At 63.0% G+C, this 22,864-nt stretch carries 18 protein-coding genes, 2 tRNA genes and 3 rRNA genes; 17 read left to right on the forward strand and 6 right to left on the reverse strand.

The annotated features are described in order from the left end of the window. The first annotated feature begins 153 nt into the window (after positions 1-153). The 14 genes from AZKH_RS03195 to AZKH_RS03255 all read left to right on the forward strand — a co-directional run bounded on the left by AZKH_RS03195 (position 154) and on the right by AZKH_RS03255 (position 15,689). On the forward strand, positions 154-750 hold the full coding sequence (locus tag AZKH_RS03195) for a Yip1 family protein (RefSeq protein WP_015434303.1): 597 nt from the start codon (positions 154-156) through the stop codon (positions 748-750). Between the two features lie 176 nt (positions 751-926). Further along, entirely contained in the window at positions 927-5,015 is a 4,089-nt protein-coding gene (gene hrpA / locus AZKH_RS03200; protein ID WP_015434304.1) for an ATP-dependent RNA helicase HrpA, read from the forward strand. 157 nt (positions 5,016-5,172) lie between these two features. Next, positions 5,173-5,556 carry a 30S ribosomal protein S6 gene (gene rpsF / locus AZKH_RS03205; RefSeq protein ID WP_015434305.1) on the forward strand — a complete coding sequence of 128 codons (384 nt, stop codon included), beginning with the start codon at positions 5,173-5,175 and terminating at the stop codon, positions 5,554-5,556. A gap of 1 nt (position 5,557) precedes the next feature. Then, positions 5,558-5,911 carry a primosomal replication protein N gene (gene priB / locus AZKH_RS26645; protein ID WP_015434306.1) on the forward strand — a complete coding sequence of 118 codons (354 nt, stop codon included), beginning with the start codon at positions 5,558-5,560 and terminating at the stop codon, positions 5,909-5,911. Beyond that, positions 5,874-6,146: a 30S ribosomal protein S18 gene (gene rpsR / locus AZKH_RS03210; protein ID WP_015434307.1), complete on the forward strand. Its 273-nt coding sequence runs from the start codon at positions 5,874-5,876 to the stop codon at positions 6,144-6,146. Before priB ends, rpsR begins: the two co-directional genes overlap by 38 nt. A gap of 16 nt (positions 6,147-6,162) precedes the next feature. After that, a complete protein-coding gene (gene rplI / locus AZKH_RS03215) occupies positions 6,163-6,612 on the forward strand; it encodes a 50S ribosomal protein L9 (RefSeq protein ID WP_015434308.1) in 450 nt (149 codons plus the stop codon). A 115-nt stretch (positions 6,613-6,727) separates the two neighbouring features. After that, positions 6,728-8,137, forward strand: a complete 1,410-nt coding sequence (gene dnaB / locus AZKH_RS03220; RefSeq protein ID WP_015434309.1) for a replicative DNA helicase — start codon at positions 6,728-6,730, stop codon at positions 8,135-8,137. Between the two features lie 345 nt (positions 8,138-8,482). After that, a 16S ribosomal RNA gene (locus tag AZKH_RS03225) occupies positions 8,483-10,018 on the forward strand. A 77-nt stretch (positions 10,019-10,095) separates the two neighbouring features. Continuing rightward, positions 10,096-10,172: transfer RNA gene (locus AZKH_RS03230), tRNA-Ile, on the forward strand. A gap of 13 nt (positions 10,173-10,185) precedes the next feature. Further along, positions 10,186-10,261: transfer RNA gene (locus AZKH_RS03235), tRNA-Ala, on the forward strand. A gap of 257 nt (positions 10,262-10,518) precedes the next feature. Then, a 23S ribosomal RNA gene (locus AZKH_RS03240) occupies positions 10,519-13,402 on the forward strand. A gap of 104 nt (positions 13,403-13,506) precedes the next feature. Beyond that, positions 13,507-13,620, forward strand: a 5S ribosomal RNA gene (gene rrf / locus AZKH_RS03245). Together the 16S, 23S and 5S rRNA genes with 2 tRNA genes alongside form the textbook arrangement of a ribosomal RNA operon. Positions 13,621-13,777: 157 nt before the next feature. Further along, positions 13,778-14,941 (forward strand): UbiH/UbiF family hydroxylase, encoded by a 1,164-nt coding sequence (locus AZKH_RS03250; protein WP_015434310.1) that lies wholly within the window; start codon positions 13,778-13,780, stop codon positions 14,939-14,941. A 16-nt stretch (positions 14,942-14,957) separates the two neighbouring features. Next, entirely contained in the window at positions 14,958-15,689 is a 732-nt protein-coding gene (locus AZKH_RS03255; protein ID WP_015434311.1) for a DsbC family protein, read from the forward strand. Between the two features lie 51 nt (positions 15,690-15,740). On the opposite strand, the gene AZKH_RS03260 is transcribed toward AZKH_RS03255, so the two are convergent. After that, positions 15,741-17,000: a murein transglycosylase A gene (locus tag AZKH_RS03260; protein ID WP_015434312.1), complete on the reverse strand. Its 1,260-nt coding sequence runs from the start codon at positions 16,998-17,000 to the stop codon at positions 15,741-15,743. A 93-nt stretch (positions 17,001-17,093) separates the two neighbouring features. On the opposite strand from AZKH_RS03260, the gene AZKH_RS27845 reads away from it, so the two are divergent. The 3 genes from AZKH_RS27845 to AZKH_RS03270 are packed head-to-tail and all read left to right on the forward strand — an operon-like array spanning position 17,094 to position 19,027. After that, a complete protein-coding gene (locus tag AZKH_RS27845) occupies positions 17,094-17,216 on the forward strand; it encodes a hypothetical protein (protein WP_255345581.1) in 123 nt (40 codons plus the stop codon). After that, positions 17,209-18,069, forward strand: coding sequence for an ATP-binding protein (locus AZKH_RS03265; protein WP_015434313.1), 861 nt, complete (start codon positions 17,209-17,211; stop codon positions 18,067-18,069). The genes AZKH_RS27845 and AZKH_RS03265 overlap by 8 nt, the downstream gene beginning before the upstream one ends. Before the next feature lie 13 nt (positions 18,070-18,082). Continuing rightward, positions 18,083-19,027 (forward strand): Nudix family hydrolase, encoded by a 945-nt coding sequence (locus AZKH_RS03270; protein WP_015434314.1) that lies wholly within the window; start codon positions 18,083-18,085, stop codon positions 19,025-19,027. On the opposite strand, the gene AZKH_RS03275 is transcribed toward AZKH_RS03270, so the two are convergent. The 5 genes from AZKH_RS03275 to AZKH_RS03295 all read right to left on the reverse strand — a co-directional run bounded on the left by AZKH_RS03275 (position 19,015) and on the right by AZKH_RS03295 (position 22,860). Then, positions 19,015-19,221 carry a DNA gyrase inhibitor YacG gene (locus AZKH_RS03275; protein ID WP_015434315.1) on the reverse strand — a complete coding sequence of 69 codons (207 nt, stop codon included), beginning with the start codon at positions 19,219-19,221 and terminating at the stop codon, positions 19,015-19,017. The genes AZKH_RS03270 and AZKH_RS03275 overlap by 13 nt on opposite strands. Positions 19,222-19,231: 10 nt before the next feature. Then, positions 19,232-19,987, reverse strand: a complete 756-nt coding sequence (zapD, locus tag AZKH_RS03280; RefSeq protein WP_015434316.1) for a cell division protein ZapD — start codon at positions 19,985-19,987, stop codon at positions 19,232-19,234. Between the two features lie 107 nt (positions 19,988-20,094). After that, positions 20,095-20,727 (reverse strand): dephospho-CoA kinase, encoded by a 633-nt coding sequence (coaE, locus tag AZKH_RS03285; RefSeq protein WP_015434318.1) that lies wholly within the window; start codon positions 20,725-20,727, stop codon positions 20,095-20,097. Continuing rightward, the gene (locus tag AZKH_RS03290) at positions 20,724-21,467 is read right to left on the reverse strand and encodes an SPOR domain-containing protein (RefSeq protein WP_015434319.1); all 744 of its coding nucleotides are present in this window, start codon (positions 21,465-21,467) and stop codon (positions 20,724-20,726) included. Before AZKH_RS03290 ends, coaE begins: the two co-directional genes overlap by 4 nt. Before the next feature lie 25 nt (positions 21,468-21,492). Further along, positions 21,493-22,860: a TrpB-like pyridoxal phosphate-dependent enzyme gene (locus AZKH_RS03295; protein ID WP_015434320.1), complete on the reverse strand. Its 1,368-nt coding sequence runs from the start codon at positions 22,858-22,860 to the stop codon at positions 21,493-21,495. Positions 22,861-22,864 lie beyond the last annotated feature (4 nt).

Genomic DNA, 22,864 nt, shown 5'->3' on the forward strand with positions numbered 1-22,864 from the left:
GTAACGAGCGGAATGGGGGAGGGCGATGAACACTGCGGCGCACGGTACCGATCGCAGCCGGGTGCCGCAAGTCCGCCGTCGCGTCCGCTGGGATCGAAATGCGGCCGCGCCTAGTCTAATTTGTGCATTAGGACCCTGCAAAGGAGGCCGACCATGAACACCCACAATCTGCCCAAGATGCTGTATTCCTATTCGGAGGGCTGGCAGGACATCATCCAGATCCACCCCACGGTCGCCAAGCTGTTCGTGACCTGGGTCATGCCGATGTCGCTGATTCCGTCGGCGATGTTCCTGTATTCGATGCTGGTGACCCCGGGCGCGGTATTTCCCGAGATGGTGCCGCCGTTGACGATGGCCGAGGCGCTCGTTGCGGCGGTCGCTTTCTATCTCGCCGAACTGGCGATGGTCGCGCTGATGGCTTCCATCATCCAGCAGATGGGCGACGTCGTCGATGCCAAGCCGGCGTACTCCGAGTCCTTCATTCTCGCTGCCGTCGCACCGACACCGTTATGGCTGTCCGCGCTCGCGCTGTTCATTCCGTCGGCCTGGATCAATGGCCTCGTCGTGGCGCTCGCCTGGGTCGCGTCGGCGGCGTTGATCTACCACGGCGTCTATCCGCTGTTCAAACTCGAGGACAGGAGCAAGTCGCGCCTGATGGGCTCCTTCATTCTCACGGCCGGCGTCATCGCATGGGGCGCGCTCCTTGTAGTGCTCTCGCTCGCGATGAGCATGATCATCGGGCTGCGCTGAGCGGCCCCTGCGGCGTCCGCGGTAGAAGGGTCCGCCCGCGGCGCCGCCTCCTGATGCGGCCCATGGCGGCCGTTCTGGCATAATCCCCGCAATTTCCGGCGGTTTGCGCCCCGGAAGACTCCGTTCAACCGCCTGCCCGCGTCGCCGGATGCCGGCGCCTTCCGACGACTTCAAGATTGACTGCCACCGATACCCGTCACGCCACCGCGCGCGGGCGCGATGATTTTTCCGACTGCCTCACCGCCGACCGTCCCCGCCTGCACCGCCTCGCCCGTGATCTCGGGCGCAGTCAGGGCGCGAAGCGCGAGCGGACCCAGGCCGACCTCGACGCCTTGCGCGCCCGCTCTCGCGCTGCTCTCGCCGAACGCCAGGCACGCCTGCCGAAGCCCGATTTCCCTGCCGAACTGCCGGTCACGCAAAAGCGCGACGAGATCGCGGAAGCAATCGCCGCCCACCAGGTCGTCATCGTCTGCGGCGAAACCGGTTCCGGCAAGACGACCCAGCTCCCCAAGATCTGCCTCTCCCTCGGCCGTGGTGCCGCCGGATTGATCGGCCACACCCAGCCCCGACGCCTCGCCGCCCGAGCGACCGCAACCCGCATCGCCCAGGAGCTGAAATCCGAACTCGGTCAGGCCGTCGGCTACAAGATTCGCTTCACCGACCGCCTCAGCGAGTCGAGCTGCATCAAGCTGATGACCGACGGCATCCTGCTCGCCGAGACGCAGGGCGACCCCTCGCTCGCCGCCTACGACACACTGATCATCGACGAGGCCCACGAGCGTAGCCTCAACATCGACTTCCTGCTTGGCTACCTCCGGACCTTGCTGCCGCGCCGCCCCGACCTCAAGGTGATCGTCACCTCCGCGACGCTCGACGCCGACCGTTTTGCGCGCCACTTCGCCGGCGCCGACGGCAAGCCCGCTCCGGTGATCGAAGTCTCCGGCCGCCTGTACCCGATCGAACTGCGTTACCGCCCGGTCGAAAGCGACGATGCCCCTGCCCAAGAATCCCGCGGTCCCGGCGCCGCCGATCGCCGCAAGGACCGCGACCTCTACGACGCCCTCGTCGACGCCGTCGACGAAGCCCACCGCAGCGGCCCCGGCGACACCCTGGTGTTCCTCCCCGGCGAGCGCGAAATCCGCGAAGCCGCCGAAGCGCTGCGCAAGGCTCATCACGCTTCCAGCACCGAGATCCTGCCGCTCTATGCGCGCCAGTCCGCGCAGGAGCAATCCCGCGTATTCGCGCCCGGCAAGGGCCGCCGCGTCGTCCTCGCGACCAACGTCGCCGAGACCTCGCTCACCGTGCCCGGCATCCGCTATGTCGTCGACACCGGCCTCGCCCGCGTAAAGCGCTACTCGCATCGCAACAAGGTCGAACAGCTGCAGGTCGAGAAGATCGCCCAGTCGGCCGCGAAGCAACGCGCAGGGCGCTGCGGCCGCGTCATGGACGGCATCTGCTTCCGCCTCTACGACGAGGAAGATTTCGCCAAGCGCACCGCGCACACGGACCCCGAGATCCTGCGTTCCTCGCTCGCCGGCGTGATCCTGCGCATGAAGTCGCTGCGCCTCGGCGCCGTCGAGGACTTCCCCTTCATCGACGCGCCGCTGCCGCGGATGATCGCCGACGGCTACCAACTCCTCACCGAACTCGGTGCCGTGGCGGACGACGATGCGCGCGAGCTCACGCCGATCGGCGTTGAACTCGCCAAGCTCCCGCTCGACCCCAAGATCGGCCGCATGATCCTTGCCGCGCGCGACCGCGCCTGCCTCGCCGAAGTCCTCGTGATCGCAGCCGCCTTGTCGACGCAGGACCCGCGCGAACGCAACCCCGAAAGCCCCGGCGCTGCCGACCAGGCACACGCCAAGTTCCGCGGCGGCGAGCAGGACCAGCGCTCCGAATTCCTGTGGTACTGGAACCTGTGGAAGGCCTGGAGCGAAGTGCTGCGCCATGAGACCAGCAGCAAGCAGAAGGCGTGGGCCAAACAACACCACCTCTCCTACCTGCGCCTGCGTGAATGGCGAGACGTACATACGCAGCTCCACACCCTCTGCACCGAACACGGCTGGAAGGAAAACCAGCAGCCCGCCCACTACGACGCGATCCACAAGGCACTGCTCGCCGGCCTCCTCGGGCACGTCGGCTGCAAGATCGAGGACGCCAGCGGCCCCCAGGCCGGCAGCTACCTGGGCGCCCGCGGCATCAAGTTCTGGCCGCACCCCGGCTCGGCGCTCGCGAAGAAGGCCGGCAAATGGATCGTCAGCGCCGAACTCGTCGACACCTCGCGCCTGTTCGGTCGCTGCCTCGCGAAGATCGAGCCCGAATGGCTCGAAGAAGTCGGCGCCCACCTCCTCAAGCGCCAGGTCTTTGAGCCTCACTGGTCCAAAGCCTCCGGCGCCGTGCGCGCCTGGGAGCGCGGCACCCTCCACGGCCTTATCCTCTATCCCAAGCGCGGCATCGGCTACCGCGACATCGACCCTAAGCTGTGCCGCGAACTCCTCATTCGTGAAGGCCTCGTGCAAGGCGAAATCGCCGAAGGTCCCGCCCGCGGCATGGCCTTCCTGCAGCACAACCGCCGCCTCGTCGCCGAGATCGAGCGCCTCGAACACAAGTCGCGCCGCCCCGACGTCCTCGTCGACGAAGAACTGATCTACGCCTTCTACGACGCCAAGCTCCCCGCCGACATCGTGGACCTCGCAAGCTTCGAAGCCTGGCGCAAGCAAGCCGAAAAGGCCGAGCCAAAGCTGCTGCACCTGTCGCGCGACCAGCTGATGCGCCACGAGGCCGAGGGCATCACCACCGACCGCTTCCCTGCCAACTTCGAAGTCCTCGGCCAGAAGCTCAAGCTCACCTACCTGCACCAACCCGGCGAAGCCGACGACGGCGTCACGCTCACCGTCCCGCTCGCGATGCTCAACCAGATTCCTGCAAACCGCTGCGAATGGCTCGTACCCGGTCTGCTCGAGGAAAAGGTCGCCGCCCTCCTGCGCACCGTCCCGCAAAAGCATCGCCACCGCCTGCAACCGATCGCCGAAAGTGCCGCCGCCTTCATGGCGCACTATGAAGCCGGCGACTGGGATCTCGACGAGCCTCTCCTGCGCGCCTTGCAGCGCTTCGTCGAAGAGCGCGTTTCGCTCAAGCTCCCGATGGAATCCTTCCGCGTCGAAAACCTTAATCCGCACTGCTTCATGAACTTCCGTGTGATCGACGAGCACGGTCGGGTCCTGGGACAGTCGCGCAACCTTCCCGAACTGCGCACTCGGCTCCGCGACCAAGTCGCCGAACGCTTCCGGGGTGCCCGGATCACGATTCCCGGGAGCACCGCACCCAAGACCGCAACGCCGCCGCCGTCCGCTGCGGTGTCGAAAGGGCAGGGCGCCCCGGCGAAAGCCGCCCCCGAACCATCTGCCGCCCAACTTTCCGGCTTCACCGCCTGGACCTTCGGCGCGCTGCCCGAACTCCTTGAAGTCAAAGTCGCCGGCCGCGAAATCATCGGCTTCCCCGCGCTGCACGACGACGGCGACAGCGTCTCGCTGCGTCCCCACGACACCCCCGAAGAAGCCGCCAAGGTCCATCGCAAAGGCCTCACGCGACTCTTCGCCCTCACCCTCAAAGACCAGGTCCGCGCGGTCGAACGCTTGCCCGGCCTGCGCGACCTCGCGCTCGTCTTCATCCCCTTCGGCACCGAAGCCGAACTCAAGACCCAACTTGTCGCCGCAACCCTCGAACGCACCTGCCTACTCGACCCGCTCCCGACCGACGCCGCAAGCTTCGAGCAACGCTGCGCCGAAGCCAAGTCCCGCATCACCCTCGTCGCGCAGGAATTCATGCGCCTCGCGACCACGCTGATCGCCGAACATTCCGCGCTGCAGAAGCGCCTCACCGGTGTGAAGGGCTTCCCTGAGGTCGCCGCCGACCTCCAGTCCCAGGTCCGCGAACTCATGCCCAAGGACTTCCTCGTCGCCTACCCCTGGGAGCGCCTCGCCCATTTCCCGCGCTACCTCAAGGCGGCCGGCGTGCGCCTCGACAAACTGCGCAACAACCCAGCCCGCGACGCCCAACTGATGGCCGACTGGCGCAGCCTCGCCCAGCCCTTCGAGCGCGAACGGCTCGCCAAGCGCAAAGCCGGCGTCGCCGACCCCAGCCTCGACGAATTCCGCTGGCTCCTGGAAGAACTCCGCGTCGGCCTCTTCGCGCAGGAACTGAAGACCCCCATGCCGATGTCCGTAAAGCGCCTGCAAAAAATCTGGGAAGCCCGCCCCAGATAAGGAAAACGGACCCCCGTTTTAGCTGCAAACCCACCGGGGGTCGGCACGAGGCTCGTTGAGCTTTGATCCATCAAGCTTTTCCTGCTATCCTACCCGGCTTTCCCTTGCTCCACCGGTTCGCATGCCGGGGAGCTGTCATCAACCGCAAGGAGTCTCCATGCGACATTACGAAGTTGTATTCATCGTCCACCCGGACCAGTCGGAACAGGTCCCGGCGATGATCGAGCGCTACAAGTCGCTCGTCACCGCCCGCAATGGCCAGATCCATCGCCTCGAAGACTGGGGCCGCCGCCAGATGGCCTATCCGATCCAGAAGGTCCACAAGGCCCACTACGTCCTCATGAACATCGAGTGCGACGGCGAAGCGCTGGCCGAACTCGAGCACGCCTTCAAGTTCAACGACGCCGTCCTGCGCCACCTCATCGTCAAGATGAAGAAGGCCGTCACCGCTCCGTCGCCGATGATGAAGGAAGAAAAGTCCCGCTCGCTGACCACCGCTCCGGCCGCCGAAGAAGCGAAGACCGAAGCCGAATCCGCCTGAGGTGACTGAAACCGGGTTTAACCAACTGCACCTCGACGCACGGATAGCCGAACTGCTGCCACTGCGTCGAACCCCGGCAGGCGTGCTGGTCGCTACCTGCGGCCTCACGCACGAATCGAAACAGATGGAAGCGGGCATGCTCCGCGACGTTTCGGTCGAACTGCAGGCGGTTGCGGTCGGCGAGCTGGCCGGAATGCTGGCCAGTGCAGCACCCGGCATGAGGATACGGGTCGCCGGATTTCTCGCCGCGAAAAGTCTTCGCAGTCGAGCCCCGGTACTGCACCTGAGCAAGATCGAATTTCTGGAAGGAAACGAAAATGGCGTTCAACAAGAAGTTTGCAAAGAAAAAGGATGACCGCGGCAACCGCGGCCTGTTCAAGCGTCGCAAGTTCTGCCGCTTTACCGCGGAGAAGATCGAGGAAGTCGACTACAAGGACGTCGACATCCTGAAGGACTTCGTCACCGAAAACAGCAAGATCATGCCGGCTCGCATCACCGGCACCAAGGCAGGCTATCAGCGTCAGCTGTCGACCGCGATCAAGCGTGCGCGCTTCCTCGCCCTGCTGCCTTACACCGATCTGCACAAGTAATTAGGAGAGATCGGACATGCAAATCATTCTGCTCGAAAAAGTTGCCAACCTCGGCACCCTGGGTGACGTGGTCAAGGTCAAGGATGGCTACGCCCGTAACTACCTGATCCCGCAAGGCATGGCCAAGCGTGCGACCCAGTCCAACATGGCTGAGTTCGAAGCGCGCCGCGCCGAACTGGAAAAGGTCCAGGCTGAAAAACTCGTCGCCGCCCAGGAAATCGCCACCAAGCTCGAAGGTCTGATGCTCCAGATCACCCGCAAGGCGGGCATGGACGGCCGCCTGTTCGGCTCCGTCACCAACATCGACGTTGCCGAAGCGCTGGCCACCCAAGGCTTCAACATCGAGCGCAGCTCGGTGCGCATGCCGGAAGGCCCGATCAAGGCGATCGGCGATGTGCAGATCGACATCGCGCTGCATCACGACGTTGTGGTGCCGGTCACCGTTTCCGTGCTCGGCGAACAGTAATCCGCCTGCGGTAACGCGATCCGCAAGGGGCTGCTTCGGCAGCCCCTTTTCTTTTTCTGCGCTGTCTGCCGCTTCTGTAGAATTTCGCACTCGCTTCCCAGGAACACCGTCACCGATGGCCACGCAAAAGCGCCGCTTCCCCGACAGCGCCGATCCCCAAATTTCGGCAATCAAGCTTCCGCCGCATTCGCTCGAGGCCGAGCAGTCCCTGATCGGAGGCATCCTGCTCGACAACCAGGCGTGGGAGCGCATCGCAGACCTCGCCAGCGAGGCCGACTTCTATCGCGACGATCACCGCCGGATATTTCGCCACATCAGCAAGCTGATCGATCTCGGGAAACCTGCCGACGTCGTGACGGTGTTCGAGTCGCTGGAAAAGAACGGCGAAGCCGAACAGGCCGGCGGTCTCGCCTATCTCGCCGAGATCGCCAACAGCACGCCCTCGGCTGCGAACATTCGACGCTACGCGGAAATCGTCCGCGAGCGCGCGATTCTTCGGAAGCTTGTCACCGTCGGCGACGAAATCGCCGCCTCCGCGCTCAGTGCCACCGGTCGGGATGCAAAGACGTTGCTCGACGAGGCCGAAGCGAAAGTCTTCGAGATCGCGGAATCGACCGCGCGCACGACGACCGGCTTCGTATCGATCCAGCCCATTCTCAAGCAGGTGGTCGACCGCGTCCAAGAGCTCTACGACCGCGACAATCCGACGGAAATCACCGGCGTCCCGAGCGGCCTTGCCGACCTCGACGCCAAGACCTCCGGATTGCAGCCGTCCGACATGATCATCGTCGCCGGGCGTCCGGCGATGGGGAAGACGACCTTCGCGCTGAACGTCGCCGAGCACGTTGCAGTCGACTGTCGGCTTCCGGTCGCGATCTTCTCGATGGAAATGCCGGGTACCCAGCTCGCGACCCGTTTCATCTCATCGGTCGGTCGCATCGACCAGGGCAAGATCCGAACGGGCCGCCTCGGCGACGAGGATTGGCAGCGTCTCACGATGGCGATGGGCAAGCTCTACGACGCACCGCTCTTCATCGACGAAACGCCAGGCCTCAACCCGATCGATCTGCGCGCCCGTGCGCGACGGCTCTCGCGCCAGTGCGGCAAGCTCGGCCTGATCGTCATCGACTACCTGCAGCTCATGGTCGGCAGCAAGGACAGCGACAACCGCGCGTCCGAACTTTCCGAGATCTCGCGCTCCATCAAGTCGCTCGCGAAAGAGCTGCACGTGCCGATCATCGCGCTGTCGCAGTTGAACCGAAGCCTCGAGCAGCGCCCGAACAAGCGCCCCGTGATGTCCGACCTCCGCGAATCCGGCGCCATCGAGCAGGACGCGGACATCATCATGTTCATCTACCGCGACGAGGTTTACAACCCCGACTCTCCCGACAAGGGAAGTGCGGAACTGATTATCGGCAAGCACCGTAACGGCCCGACCGGCACCGTCCGCATGACCTTCATCGGCGAGTGCACCCGTTTCGAAAACTACACGGGCGAAGCGCGTCCCATCTATAGCGACGAGTGATCCGCCAGCTTTCGATCACGAGGGTGTTGACACGTTCTTCCTCGTCTATATAATCCGCCCCTCTTCGCGACGCGGCGGTGAAACGCGGCGGCGGAGAAGGGAAAGAGCGTTGAATGCAGCCGATGTTTGAAAAATAAAACGCGGCGGTGCTTGACGGCGACAATGAAGTTTGTCAGAATCTCTTTCTCGCTGCTTCGGCAGCGGTTCTTTAAAAAATTGGACAACCGATAAGTGTGAGTGCTCGGTGACGGCAGGCGCAAGCGGATTCTTCGGAGTCTGCGCTTTGCAGAAATTGAGTGCTCATATGTAAGTCAGTAATGATTTCTTTGAGTGCTTTGTTGGATTGAACTTAAGAGTTTGATCCTGGCTCAGATTGAACGCTGGCGGCATGCTTTACACATGCAAGTCGAACGGCAGCGGGGGCTTCGGCCCGCCGGCGAGTGGCGAACGGGTGAGTAATGCATCGGAACGTACCCAGTCATGGGGGATAACTACGCGAAAGCGTAGCTAATACCGCATACGCCCTGAGGGGGAAAGCGGGGGATCGCAAGACCTCGCGTGATTGGAGCGGCCGATGTCGGATTAGCTAGTTGGTGGGGTAAAGGCCTACCAAGGCGACGATCCGTAGCGGGTCTGAGAGGATGATCCGCCACACTGGGACTGAGACACGGCCCAGACTCCTACGGGAGGCAGCAGTGGGGAATTTTGGACAATGGGGGCAACCCTGATCCAGCCATGCCGCGTGAGTGAAGAAGGCCTTCGGGTTGTAAAGCTCTTTCAGACGGAAAGAAAACGCTTCTCCTAATACGGGAGGCGGATGACGGTACTGTCAGAAGAAGCACCGGCTAACTACGTGCCAGCAGCCGCGGTAATACGTAGGGTGCGAGCGTTAATCGGAATTACTGGGCGTAAAGCGTGCGCAGGCGGTTGTGTAAGACAGGTGTGAAATCCCCGGGCTTAACCTGGGAACTGCGCTTGTGACTGCACGGCTAGAGTACGGCAGAGGGGGGTGGAATTCCACGTGTAGCAGTGAAATGCGTAGATATGTGGAGGAACACCGATGGCGAAGGCAGCCCCCTGGGCCGATACTGACGCTCATGCACGAAAGCGTGGGGAGCAAACAGGATTAGATACCCTGGTAGTCCACGCCCTAAACGATGTCGACTAGTTGTTCGGAAGGGTAACTTTCTGAGTAACGCAGCTAACGCGTGAAGTCGACCGCCTGGGGAGTACGGCCGCAAGGTTAAAACTCAAAGGAATTGACGGGGACCCGCACAAGCGGTGGATGATGTGGATTAATTCGATGCAACGCGAAAAACCTTACCTACCCTTGACATGCCTGGAATCCTTGAGAGATCAGGGAGTGCCTTCGGGAGCCAGGACACAGGTGCTGCATGGCTGTCGTCAGCTCGTGTCGTGAGATGTTGGGTTAAGTCCCGCAACGAGCGCAACCCTTGTCGCTAATTGCCAGCATTGAGTTGGGCACTTTAGCGAGACTGCCGGTGACAAACCGGAGGAAGGTGGGGATGACGTCAAGTCCTCATGGCCCTTATGGGTAGGGCTTCACACGTCATACAATGGTCGGTACAGAGGGTTGCCAAACCGCGAGGTGGAGCTAATCCCTTAAAGCCGATCGTAGTCCGGATCGCAGTCTGCAACTCGACTGCGTGAAGTCGGAATCGCTAGTAATCGCAGATCAGCATGCTGCGGTGAATACGTTCCCGGGTCTTGTACACACCGCCCGTCACACCATGGGAGTGGGTTTCACCAGAAGTAGGTAGCTTAACCTTCGGGGGGGCGCTTACCACGGTGAGATTCATGACTGGGGTGAAGTCGTAACAAGGTAGCCGTATCGGAAGGTGCGGCTGGATCACCTCCTTTCAAGAGAAGGCGCCGCTCGGCGCCGAGTGCTCACAACTTATCGGTTGTTCAGGCAACGAGAGCCTCGCGGTATCGGAGGGTCTGTAGCTCAGCTGGTTAGAGCACCGTCTTGATAAGGCGGGGGTCGTTGGTTCGAACCCAACCAGACCCACCACACGCAGTATCGGGGGGGATTAGCTCAGCTGGGAGAGCACCTGCTTTGCAAGCAGGGGGTCGTCGGTTCGATCCCGTCATCCTCCACCATGATAGGTGGGGCTCGAGTCAGGGTTAAGCGGTGGGTAGCCGGTGGGCTGCGTAGCGCTTAGGCCTGAGTGCCAATGTTCTTTAACAAAGTGGAAGAAGTAAAGTGTGCGACAGTCGGTCGGAAGATCGATTGTGGCATGGGTTGGTGTGATTGCATTTTTGCATCTATCTGCGCTTTGAACCGGCGGCAGATGGGTGCGCACAAGCGCGAGTTGCCTGTAGCGGTGGGATCCTGTAAGAGGGGTCCAGAGTTATAGGATCAAGCGACTAAGTGCATGTGGTGGATGCCTTGGCGATCACAGGCGATGAAGGACGTGCAAGCCTGCGAAAAGCGGGGGGGAGCTGGCAATGGAGCATTGATCCCCCGATGTCCGAATGGGGAAACCCACTCCTTCGGGAGTATCCCAGACTGAATCCATAGGTCTGAGGAGGCGAACGCGGTGAACTGAAACATCTAAGTAGCCGCAGGAACAGAAATCAACCGAGATTCCCCAAGTAGTGGCGAGCGAACGGGGAAGAGCCTGCACGACTAAACCATCGATTTAGCAGAACGGTCTGGAAAGTCCGGCGATACAGGGTGATAGCCCCGTATGCGAAAAATCGGTGGCGGGTCTGAGCGTGCGACAAGTAGGGCGGGACACGTGAAATCCTGTCTGAAGATGGGGGGACCATCCTCCAAGGCTAAATACTCGTGATCGACCGATAGTGAACCAGTACCGTGAGGGAAAGGCGAAAAGAACCCCGGGAGGGGAGTGAAATAGATCCTGAAACCGCATGCATACAAACAGTGGGAGCCTCCTTGTGGGGTGACTGCGTACCTTTTGTATAATGGGTCAGCGACTTACGTTCAGTAGCGAGCTTAACCGAATAGGGGAGGCGTAGGGAAACCGAGTCTGATAAGGGCGACTGAGTTGCTGGGCGTAGACCCGAAACCGGATGATCTATCCATGGCCAGGATGAAGGTGCCGTAACAGGTACTGGAGGTCCGAACCCACTAATGTTGAAAAATTAGGGGATGAGCTGTGGATAGGGGTGAAAGGCTAAACAAATCCGGAAATAGCTGGTTCTCCCCGAAAACTATTTAGGTAGTGCGTCGTACGGACACTTGCGGGGGTAGAGCACTGTAATCGTTGGGGGGGTCACTGCGATCTACCCCGCGATAGCAAACTCCGAATACCGCAAAGTGATATACGGCAGACAGTCCTGGGGTGCTAACGTCCTGGGACGAGAGGGAAACAACCCAGACCGCCAGCTAAGGTCCCAAATACATGGCTAAGTGGGAAACGAAGTGGGAAGGCATAGACAGCTAGGAGGTTGGCTTAGAAGCAGCCACCCTTTAAAGAAAGCGTAATAGCTCACTAGTCGAGTCGTCCTGCGCGGAAGATGTAACGGGGCTCAAGCCATGAACCGAAGCTGCGGATCTCGTAAGAGATGGTAGGGGAGCGTTCCGTAAGCCTGCGAAGGTGTCTCGAGAGGGATGCTGGAGGTATCGGAAGTGCGAATGCTGACATGAGTAGCGATAAAGGGTGTGAAAAGCACCCTCGCCGAAAGCCCAAGGTTTCCTGCGCAACGTTCATCGACGCAGGGTGAGTCGGCCCCTAAGGCGAGGCAGAAATGCGTAGTCGATGGGAAACGGGTCAATATTCCCGTACCGATTTTAGATGCGATGGGGGGACGGAGAAGGTTAGGCCGGCCGGGTGTTGGACGTCCCGGTTTAAGCGTGTAGGCGTGCCCGATAGGCAAATCCGTCGGGCTGAGCTGAGGCGTGATGACGAGGTCTCTTTGAGACCGAAGTGGTTGATACCCTGCTTCCAGGAAAAGCCTCTAAGCTTCAGTCTAGAATCGACCGTACCGCAAACCGACACAGGTGGGCAGGAAGAAAATTCTAAGGCGCTTGAGAGAACTCAGGAGAAGGAACTCGGCAAATTGATACCGTAACTTCGGGAGAAGGTATGCCCCGGTAGCTTGTAGGAGTACATCCGAAGGGCGACGGGGCCGCAGAGAATCGGTGGCTGCGACTGTTTATTAAAAACACAGCACTCTGCAAACACGAAAGTGGACGTATAGGGTGTGACGCCTGCCCGGTGCCGGAAGGTTAAGTGATGGGGTGCAAGCTCTTGATCGAAGCCCCGGTAAACGGCGGCCGTAACTATAACGGTCCTAAGGTAGCGAAATTCCTTGTCGGGTAAGTTCCGACCTGCACGAATGGCGTAACGATGGCCACACTGTCTCCTCCTGAGACTCAGCGAAGTTGAAGTGTTTGTGAAGATGCAATCTACCCGCGGCTAGACGGAAAGACCCCATGAACCTTTACTGTAGCTTTGCATTGGACTTTGACGGGACTTGTGTAGGATAGGTGGGAGGCTTTGAAGCGGCAACGCCAGTTGTCGTGGAGCCGTCCTTGAAATACCACCCTGGTGTCGTTGAGGTTCTAACCTGGGCCCGTGAATCCGGGTCGGGGACCGTGCATGGCAGGCAGTTTGACTGGGGCGGTCTCCTCCTAAAAGGTAACGGAGGAGTACGAAGGTCGCCTAGGTACGGTCGGACATCGTACTGATAGTGCAATGGCAAAAGGCGGCTTGACTGCGAGACCGACAAGTCGAGCAGGTGCGAAAGCAGGTCATAGTGATCCGGTGGTTCTGTATGGAAGGGCCATCGCTCAACGGATAAAAGGTACTCTGGGGATAACAGGCTGATTCCGCCCAAGAGTTCACATCGACGGCGGAGTTTGGCACCTCGATGTCGGCTCATCACATCCTGGGGCTGTAGCCGGTCCCAAGGGTATGGCTGTTCGCCATTTAAAGTGGTACGTGAGCTGGGTTTAAAACGTCGTGAGACAGTTTGGTCCCTATCTGCCGTGGGCGCTGGAAGTTTGAGAGGACCTGCTCCTAGTACGAGAGGACCGGAGTGGACGTACCTCTGGTGTACCGGTTGTGACGCCAGTCGCATCGCCGGGTAGCTAAGTACGGAAGAGATAACCGCTGAAAGCATCTAAGCGGGAAACTCGCCTCAAGATGAGACTTCCCCGGGGCCTCGAGCCCCCTGAAGGGTCGTTGAAGACCACAACGTTGATAGGTCGGGTGTGGAAGCGCAGTAATGCGTTAAGCTAACCGATACTAATTGCCCGTGCGGCTTGATCCTATAACCCTGGATCCACGCCTCACCCGCAAGCAACAACGCGCCAAGCAATCACAACCCCCCATACCGCACACACCCCACTTCCTCCCCTTTGTTCCCCTTTACAGTCTGACGACCAGAGCGTCCCGGAACCACCCCTTCCCATCCCGAACAGGACCGTGAAACAGGACCGCGCCGATGATAGTGCCTCTCGTGGGTGCGAAAGTAGGTCATCGTCAGACTACCTACCCCAAAAAAGCCGCCGATCTCATACAGATCCGCGGCTTTTTTTACGTCGACAGCGCTTGTCGTGTAAGTCTTGATCTGCGCATGGCGGACGCCGTGACTTGATCGGCTGCATGCGGCAGAATCGATCCTCTTTGCGTAATTGCGCGATTCATGGACTTTGACCTGATCATCGTTGGCGGCGGACTCGCGGGAGCGAGTCTCGCCGTCGCCCTACAGGGCACCCGATACCGTATCGGACTCGTCGAGCCTCGTCCGCCTGTGCTCGCCGAGGGCTGGGATCCGCGGGTCTATGCCGTGAGCCCGCTCTGTGCGGCCTTCCTGCAGGAAATCGGCGTGTGGCAGCATCTGGACCTTGGAAGGATTGCGCCGGTGCATGCGATGTCGATCCGGGGCGACGCCGGAGGGCAACTGGAATTCGCAGCTTACGACAGCGGTCTATCTGAACTGGCCTGGATCGTCGAGGCCGGGAGAATTCACCGGGAGTTGTGGGAGACGGTGAAGCGTCAGCACAACGTGACGATGCTGACGGGCTGTTCGCCGCAGGAATTGATTCACGGGGCGGACCGCCAGACGATTGTCCTGTCGGACGGAAGACGGGCGCATTGCCGTTTGCTGATCGGCGCGGACGGGGCCAACTCGTGGGTGCGCGAGCGCGCCGGGATTCGCGTGGAGAGCAAGCCCTATGGAGAGCGAGGCGTCGTCGGGAACTTTCGTTGCGAGAAAGACCATCGCAATCGCGCCTTTCAGTGGTTCAGGGATGACGGCATCCTGGCCTTGCTGCCGCTTCCACAACAAATGGTCTCGATGGTGTGGTCATGCGCGGACAGCAAGGCGGAGGAGTTGCTGGGGCTGGAGCCCACCGACCTCGCTCGAAGAGTGGCGGAAGCGGCGGGCGACGTGCTCGGACGGCTCGAACCGGTGACGCCGGCGGTGGCCTTCCCGCTGCGTTTCATGCGGGTCGAGTGCGTGGTCAAGCCGCGACTGGCCTTGGTCGGCGATGCCGCTCATGCGATCCATCCTTTGTCCGGCCACGGCATCAATCTCGGATTCCATGATGCGAAGCAGCTCGCCGACATGCTTCGCGCATTGCCCCCGTGGCGCGATCCCGGCGATCTCGCAGTACTGCGAGGCTATGCGCGGGCGCGCGCCGAGGAGCCCTGGTTGCTGCAATATACGACGCACGGGCTCAATCGCCTGTTCGGGTCGCGTAATCCCCTGGTTTCGGTTTTGCGCAATGTCGGATTGAACCTGACCGACCGGGTCCCGGTCGTAAGGGACGTGCTCGTGCGCTATGCAACGAGCGGACGGTTCTGATTTTCTGGAGAGTTTGATGGCGATCGAAAAACTGCGCGCGATGGTGGCTGCGCTGGGAACGGTGGCGGTGGTGCTGCCGGGAGTGGCGTACGCGGACGAGGCGGCGGTGAAGAAGGCCGTGGAGGCGTTTGTCGGATCGCCCAGCGCCGTCGAGTCGGTCGCCAAGGTCCCTTACGGCGGGCTGTATGAAGTGCTGATGAAGAGCGGGGAGCTCGTTTATACGGACGACAAGGTCACGTTCCTGCTCGACGGCCGTGTCATCGACACCAAGACGCGTCGTGATGTCACGGCCGCACGGATGGCGCAGTTGTCGGCGATCGATTTCGGAACGCTGCCGCTCGACCAGGCGATCAAGCAGGTACGGGGCAATGGCTCGCGCGTGCTGGTCACCTTCGAGGACCCGAACTGCACCTACTGCAAGCGCCTGGCGAAAGAGCTGACGCAGGTGAAGAACGTGACGCTTTATACCTTCCTGTATCCGATCCTGACGCCGGACTCGACCGAGAAGTCGCGCACGATCTGGTGTTCGAAGGACCGGGCCAAAGCCTGGAACGACTGGATTCTCGAGGCGAAGGCGCCTCCTTCCGGGCCGAAGTGTGATAGCGAGGTCGTCGACCGCAACGTCGAGTTGGGGCGCAAGCTGCGCATCAACGGAACGCCGACGCTCTTCCTCGCGGACGGGCGCCGGATCGGCGGTTATGTCGCTGCGGCCCAGCTGGAGGAGGCGCTCGCGGGCGTGACCAAGTAAGGGCAGTCCTGCCGGGCGCGGATCGTTCTTGATCCGCGGCTCGGCGGTTGTTTATTGAGCGGCATCGTCCCTGGGTTGCAGGACCCACAGTTGGCCTTGCTGGCGCATTCGTCCTGCCTGGGTGCCGGCTTCGGCACCGAATCCCCAGAAGAAGTCGGCGCGCACCGCGCCCTTGATGGCCCCGCCGGTGTCCTGGGCGAACATCAGGCGCCGCAATGGTCGATCGGAGAGCGGGAACGTGCTCGAGAGGAAGACCGGCGCACCGAGGGGAATGCTGCGCGGATCGACGGCGATGCTCCGCCCTGCCGTCAGCGGAACACCCAGGGCGCCGGTCGGGCCGTCATTGGTCGCGGCCATTTCCTTGAAGAACACGTAGCTTGGATTGCTGTGTAAGAGTTCGGGCAGCCGTTGCGGGTTGGTCTTTGCCCAGTTCTTGATGCCTTCCATCGAGGCTTTTTCGAGGGGCAGCTCGCCTTGGGCGACGAGCCAGCGGCCGATCGACTGGTAGGGATGGCCGTTCTGGTCCGCGTAGCCGACGCGGACGCGCGTCCCGTCGGGCAATTCGACGCGGCCCGAGCCTTGGACCTGCAGGAAGAAGAGCTCGATGGGGTCGGCCGCCCATAGGAGCACCGGGGCCGGCGTGCGGTCCTGCATTGCGTCGAATTCGGCGCGAGTCCAATAGGGGACCACCTTGTTGCCGACGAGGCGGCCGCGGAGCCGCAAATTACGCAGGTCCGGATAGAGATCGCCGAAGTCGACGGTGAGCAGGTCGGGTGGAACGCCGTGTATCGGCCACGGGTAGCGGTCGGAGCGCGTGCGGCTGCCCTTGATCAGGGGCTCGTAATAGCCGGTGATGAGGCCCTCGGTCGAGTTGTCAGGGTTGTGGACGGCCCACGGGACGAGCTTGTCCTCGATCAGGCGGCGAATCGCCGGCGCTGCGGGACGGTCGCCGAGGGCTTGAGCTGCGTCGCAGAAGGGCTTCCAGCGCGCCTGCTTGGCGAGTCCCTTGCAAGAGGCGCGCAGTGCCGGCCAGGCCTGGGTCAGGTCGTCATTCGTCCAGCCGTTGAGTTCGCCCCACTGCGCGCGCTGCAGCGGGGCTGCGGGTGGGGGGACTTCCGTCGGCGCAACCGGGGGGCTGACCGTCGGAGCCGGGCATACGGGGCAGGCAGGGCAGGCCCTGGGGGGCGGGCAGGTCTGCGTGTTGTCACCGGCTATGGGGGCCGGAGGCTGGCTTGCGCAGGCAGCGAGGAGGGAGGCAGCCAGGAGAACGAGGGGACGGCAGGCAGAGTAACGGGTGGAGCGCCGTTTCATGGGGATTCGGTTTGACGGGACGACGAAGGCTCGCCAGTATAGCGGCGACTGGCGGCAGGTGCCCGGCGAGCTCGATGTCTTTGCGGAGGCAGCATGTGGGTCATTTTTCTCGAGGCGGGCGTTGCCTTGGCCTTGTTACTGATCATTGTTTGGGCGACCTGGCCGAAAGGCCGTGATACGAAAGAGATCGAAGGGAGTAGTGAGCACGATGAATGACGTCGTTCGTCTGATCGCACGCGCAGAGCAGTTGATGGATCGTTTGGAGTTGTTGTTGCCGCGCGCGGCGGAGGCGCCGGATTGGTCGGCAGCCGTGGCTTTCCTGTGGCGGCGGCGCAACGGCCGGGCCTGGCTGCAGCCGATCGTGCATCCGCACGGAATCCGCCTCAAGGATCTGCGCGATATCGACGACCAGAAGGCCCGTATCGACCAGAACACGCGGCAGTTCCTGGCCGGCCGCCGCGCCAACAACGTCCTGCTGACCGGCGCACGCGGGACGGGCAAGTCCTCGCTCGTCAAAGCCCTGCTGAATGCGTATGCGCCGAAGGGGCTGCGCCTGATCGAGGTCGACAAGGCCGATCTGATCGACCTGCCGGAGATCGTCGATCTGGTGCAGGGGCGGCCCGAGCGCTTCATCCTCTTTTGCGACGACTTGTCGTTCGAGGAGGGCGAGGCGGCCTACAAGGCGTTGAAGAGCGTGCTGGATGGCTCGATCGCGGCGGTTCCCGATAACGTGCTGATCTACGCGACCTCGAACCGGCGCCATCTGATGCCGGAATATCACGACGAGAATCTGCAGACGCGGCACGTCGACGGCGAGATCCATCCCGGCGAAGCGGTCGAGGAGAAAATTTCGCTGTCCGAGCGCTTCGGACTCTGGATTTCCTTCTATCCCTTCAGTCAGGACGAGTACCTGGAGATCGTTGCGTACTGGTTGAAGGCATTCGGTCTGGGCAAACAGGCTATCGACGAGGCACGGCAGGAGGCGCTGCAATGGGCGCTGATGCGCGGTTCGCGCTCGGGGCGGGTGGCGTGGCAATTCGCCCGCGATTGGGCCGGGCGTGGCGAGTGACGGTGGGCCGGGGATGAAGAAGCGGGTCGATGTGGCTGCGGGCGTGATCGTGCGCCCGGACGGGCGGTTTTTGCTGGGACAGCGCGCCCCGGATACCTTCTATGCGGGATATTGGGAGTTTCCGGGCGGCAAGGTGGAGGCGGGCGAGTCGCCGGCGGCCGCCCTGGTGCGTGAGCTCGACGAGGAGCTGGGGATCCGGGTCGGAAAGGTTTATCCGTGGGTGACGCGGGAACACCTCTACGAACATGCGCACGTCCGGCTGCACTTCTTTGAAGTGGCCGAGTGGGAGGGAACGGTCAGCGACCACGTGCACAGCGCGCTGTCGTGGGAGTCCATGGATCGGCCTGCAGTCGGGCCGATGCTGCCTGCCAATGGGCCGATCCTGAAGGCGCTGCGTCTGCCGCGCTGGATGGGCATTACGCAGTGCGCGGAGATGGGCGTCGAGGGGCAGCTCGAGCGGCTCGACGCGGCCTTTGCGCGTGGATTGCGCTTGGTGCAGGTGCGCGAGCCGCAGATGACGACGGGCGATCGCCTGCAACTGCTACAGCGCGTGCTCGAACGGGCGCGCTCGTGTGATGCGACGGTCGTGGTGAACCGGGATCTGGAGGCGGCGGCGAGGGCGGGAGCCCACGGCGTGCACCTATCGGCCGATCAGCTGGGCGAGCTGGCCGAGCGTCCGGACTTCGAGTGGGTCGGTGCCTCGTGCCATACCCGGGCGGAGCTCGAACGGGCAGCGGCGCTTGGGCTCGATTACGCGGTCCTGGGCGCGGTTCTGCCGACTCGCACCCATCCGGGGCAGCCGGCGCTCGGGTGGGAGCGGTTCGAGGAGCTGGTGCGGGATCTGCCGATACCGGTGCTGGCGCTCGGTGGGGTCGGACCGGCTGATATGGATGTTGCGCGTTCGCACGGCGCGCATGGCGTCGCCGCGATTCGCGCGAGCTGGGATCAGTCGTTCTGACGCGGGCCGGGGGCGTCGTCGCCTTCGCCCGGGTCGCCCGGGGCCGAGGCTGGCATTCGATAGCTTTCGGAGGCCCAGGCGCCGAGATCGATCTGCTTGCAACGTTCGGAGCAGAACGGACGATAGCGGCTTTCGGGCACCCACGGGACCGGGGCGCCGCATTGCGGGCATTTGACGGTGCGGACCTGGGACATGCCGGGGCCCTCAGAGGCTACAGAAAGTCAGTTCGAACTGAACGTCGCGCTCGGCGAGACGGGGGCGGAGAACCGTTTCCGACAGCATGAAGCGCACGTTCAGCGCGTACTTGTTGGCGCTGATTTCGGGCACCACCGCGTCGGCGGGGGAAACCCGTAGCCGCAGCATCTGGGCACTGCGGCCGGCCATCATCAATTGGTACGTTCCGGCGCGCGCAAGTTGCATTTCGGGGCGACCGCTGGCGCGCAGCAGGCGCAACACGATAGTCAGGCCGTCGCGGATCGGCATCAGGGGATGACTCCAGCCGCCGAGGTCGCTGCGGCGCTGTTCGGGATCGCGGTTGAGCCAGTAATGGTAGGAGGGCAGGTCGAACTGGCACACGCCGCCGGGGATCGTCGCGCGGCTGCGGATCGCCATCAGCCATTCGTTTTCGCGCAGGTACTGGCCGATCTTGCCGGCCATCGCGAGCAGCGAGGACGAGGCCTGTTCGATTTCATACAGGGCGCCGGAGAGCGCTTCTTCGGAGATCTCGGGGTTGTTGCGGAAGGACAGGAGGATCTGGCGCTGGCGCTCCAACTCCTGCACCAGGTCGACCTTCAGGTCGGCCCGGCTGGCGACTTCGAGGATCTCGAACAGGGTTTGCAGTGCGACGTGATGGTCCAGCGCGGCTTCTCCGCGCAGGAAGTGGGCGAGCTTCTGGTACAGGTCCTCGAGGCGCAGGAGCGTGCGGATACGCTCGTTGAGAGGATATTCGTAGCTGATCACCGCGTTGCGCCCGAAATTGACAGGAGTCTCGAATTGGTTGCGGCGATGATAGCACAGGGCCTATGCCGCGGCCGGTTGCGATTGAAGTCGGCGATGGCGGGTCGTGATTACGGAAGCGTAATCGGCCGTGCTGCACGTGCGGCCTGGAGGTAGGCCTGGTGCAGACGGTCGGCCTGAGCGATTAGTGCCGGCAGATCGCTGCTGTTGTCGATGACATCGTCGGCGGCGGCAAGACGGGCTTCGCGCGTTGCCTGGGTTGCCATGATGGCGCGTACCTGGGCCTCGGGAATGCCGTTGCGCGCCATGACGCGCGCGACTTGGAGTTCCTCCGGGCAATCCACGATGCAGATGCGGTGGCAGCGTTCGCGGTAGCTCCCGGATTCGACCAGGAGCGGCACGACCAGGACGACGTATGCGCCCGTGGCCTCGCGCGCCCGGCGTTCGCATTCTGCACGGATCATCGGGTGAAGGATCGCCTCGAGCCGCTTACGTTCCGATGGATCGGCGAAGGCGCGGTCGCGCATGGCCTTGCGATCGAGGGCGCCGTCGGGGGCGATCACGGCGTCGCCGAAGGCTTCGCGGATCGGTGTCATTGCGAGGCCGGCCGGCGCCGTGAGGGCATGGGCGATGAGGTCGGTGTCGACGACGGTGGCGCCGAGTTCGGCGAAGCGGGTTGCTGCGGCGCTCTTGCCGCTGCCGATGCCGCCGGTGAGGCCGACGATGAACGGTGAGGAAGTCATGGTTTGCATTCGCCGATGGTGGCGCCGGATTGACGGACGACGCGCGAGGCGGACATGGTATCGACTGCTGCGGCGGAGCCGCGCATTTCGACGCGATGGACCACGGTATTGCGTGTGGCGATGGCCGCCGTGCGCACCCGTTTGTTCTGCAGCATCGCGAGGTGTTGCTGCGCCTTGGCTTCGGACTTGAACAGGCCCAGCGACACGGCGTATTGGTTTGGCCCCGGCTCCTGCATGATGAACAAGTCCTCGATGCCGAGCGAGCGCAGCTCGGCGACGCGGCGTTCCGCAGCTTCCTTCCCTCCGCTCGCGGGGATGTGCACCCACCACGACGACGGGGCGGTAGCGGTCTCGTGCGTGGCGCGCACCGCGGCTGTTGCCGCGCGCAGGTTCTGCGCGAGGTTGTCGGCTTGGGCTTCGCTCAGGCCCGTGAGCGCAACGCAGGTCTCGTCGTGGCCGTTGGCGGCCTTGGCAGCGGGCGCCTTCGCGTCGTTCGCCGGTGCCGCGGCAGGCGCTGGCGCCTGCGTCGTTTCGGGGGACGGCACCGGCTCCGGAGCCTTCGGTTTGGCTTCTTCTGCGTGCGGGGTTTCCGCGGGGCGCAGGACGATGCGCTCGGGGTTGAGCTGGTTCGTCAGCCGTTCCGGCTCCCCCTCGGGCGCCGGCGTGCCCAGCCAGCCGCGCGAGAACGCGAAGGCCAGCAGGTTGAGGAGGAGCAGGACGAGAAACAGGACGCGCTTCATGGGCATGGGCGAGAAGCTTACCCGATCAGCCGACCTTCGGTAGATGCGCCAGCGATTGTGCGACGGCTTCGGCCGGATAGTCGTAGTTTTCGAGCTGCCCCGCGAAGAAGCGCTCGTAGGCGCTCATGTCGAAGTGGCCGTGGCCGGTGAGGTTGAAGAGGATGACTTTGGGTTCGCCGGTGGCCTTGCACTTGAGCGCCTCGTCGATCGCGGCACGGATTGCGTGGCAGGACTCGGGCGCGGGGATGATCCCTTCGTTGCGCGCGAACATGACGCCGGCCTCGAAGGTGGCGAGCTGGGGCACGGCGACCGCTTCGAGCAGGCCTTCGTGGTAGAGCTGCGACACGAGCGGCGAGTCGCCGTGGTAGCGCAGGCCACCGGCGTGGATGCCGGGCGGCATGAAGTCGTGGCCCAGCGTGTACATCTTCATCAACGGCGTGAAGCCGGAGGCGTCGCCGAAGTCGTAGGCGTATTGGCCCTTGGTCAGCGTGGGGCAGGAGGTGGGTTCGACGGCGACGCAACGCAGGTTCTGCGCCCGGGCGTCACCCGCCGCCTTGTCGGCGAGGAAGGGGAAGGCGAGGCCGCCGAAGCTGGAGCCGCCACCGCAGGGGCCGAGCACGACGTCGGGATAGAGGCCGATCTTGTCGAACTGCTTCTTCGCCTCGAGGCCGATGATGGTCTGGTGCAGCAGTACGTGGTTGAGCACCGAGCCGAGCGTGTAGTTGGTGTCGGCGCGACCCGCTGCTTCCTCGACGGCTTCCGAGATCGCGAGACCAAGCGAGCCCTGGTTCTCCGGATCGCGCGCGAGCGCGTCGCGGCCGGTCTGCGTCAGCTCCGAGGGGCTCGCGAACACTTCCGCGCCCCAGGTCTGCATCATCAGGCGGCGGTAGGGTTTCTGGTGATAGCTGACCTTGACCATGTAGACGCGGACTTCGAGGCCGAACATCTGGCCGGCGAAGGAGATCGACGAGCCCCACTGGCCGGCGCCGGTCTCGGTGGTGAGGCGCTTGATGCCGGCCTGGCGATTGTAGAAGGCCTGCGGCACGGCGGAGTTGGGCTTGTGCGAGCCGGCGGGCGAGACGCCTTCGTACTTGAAGAAGATCTTTGCCGGCGTGCCAAGGGCGCGTTCGAGGCGCACGGCACGCATCAGCGGACTGGGACGCCAGATCTTGTAGACCTCGCGCACTTCGTCGGGAATCGGAATCCAGCGCTCGGCGCTCATTTCCTGTTCGAGGATCTGACCGGGGAAGATCGCGAGGAGCTGCTCGGGGCTGACCGGCTTGCCGTCCGGGCCCAGCGGCGGGGTCGGGGCGTTCGGCATGTCCGCGACGACGTTGTACCAGTGCGTCGGGATTTCGTTTTCTTCGAGCAGGATGCGCGTCGGTTCGGTCATGTCG

This window comes from Azoarcus sp. KH32C, from assembly GCF_000349945.1.
Lineage (GTDB): Bacteria > Pseudomonadota > Gammaproteobacteria > Burkholderiales > Rhodocyclaceae > Aromatoleum.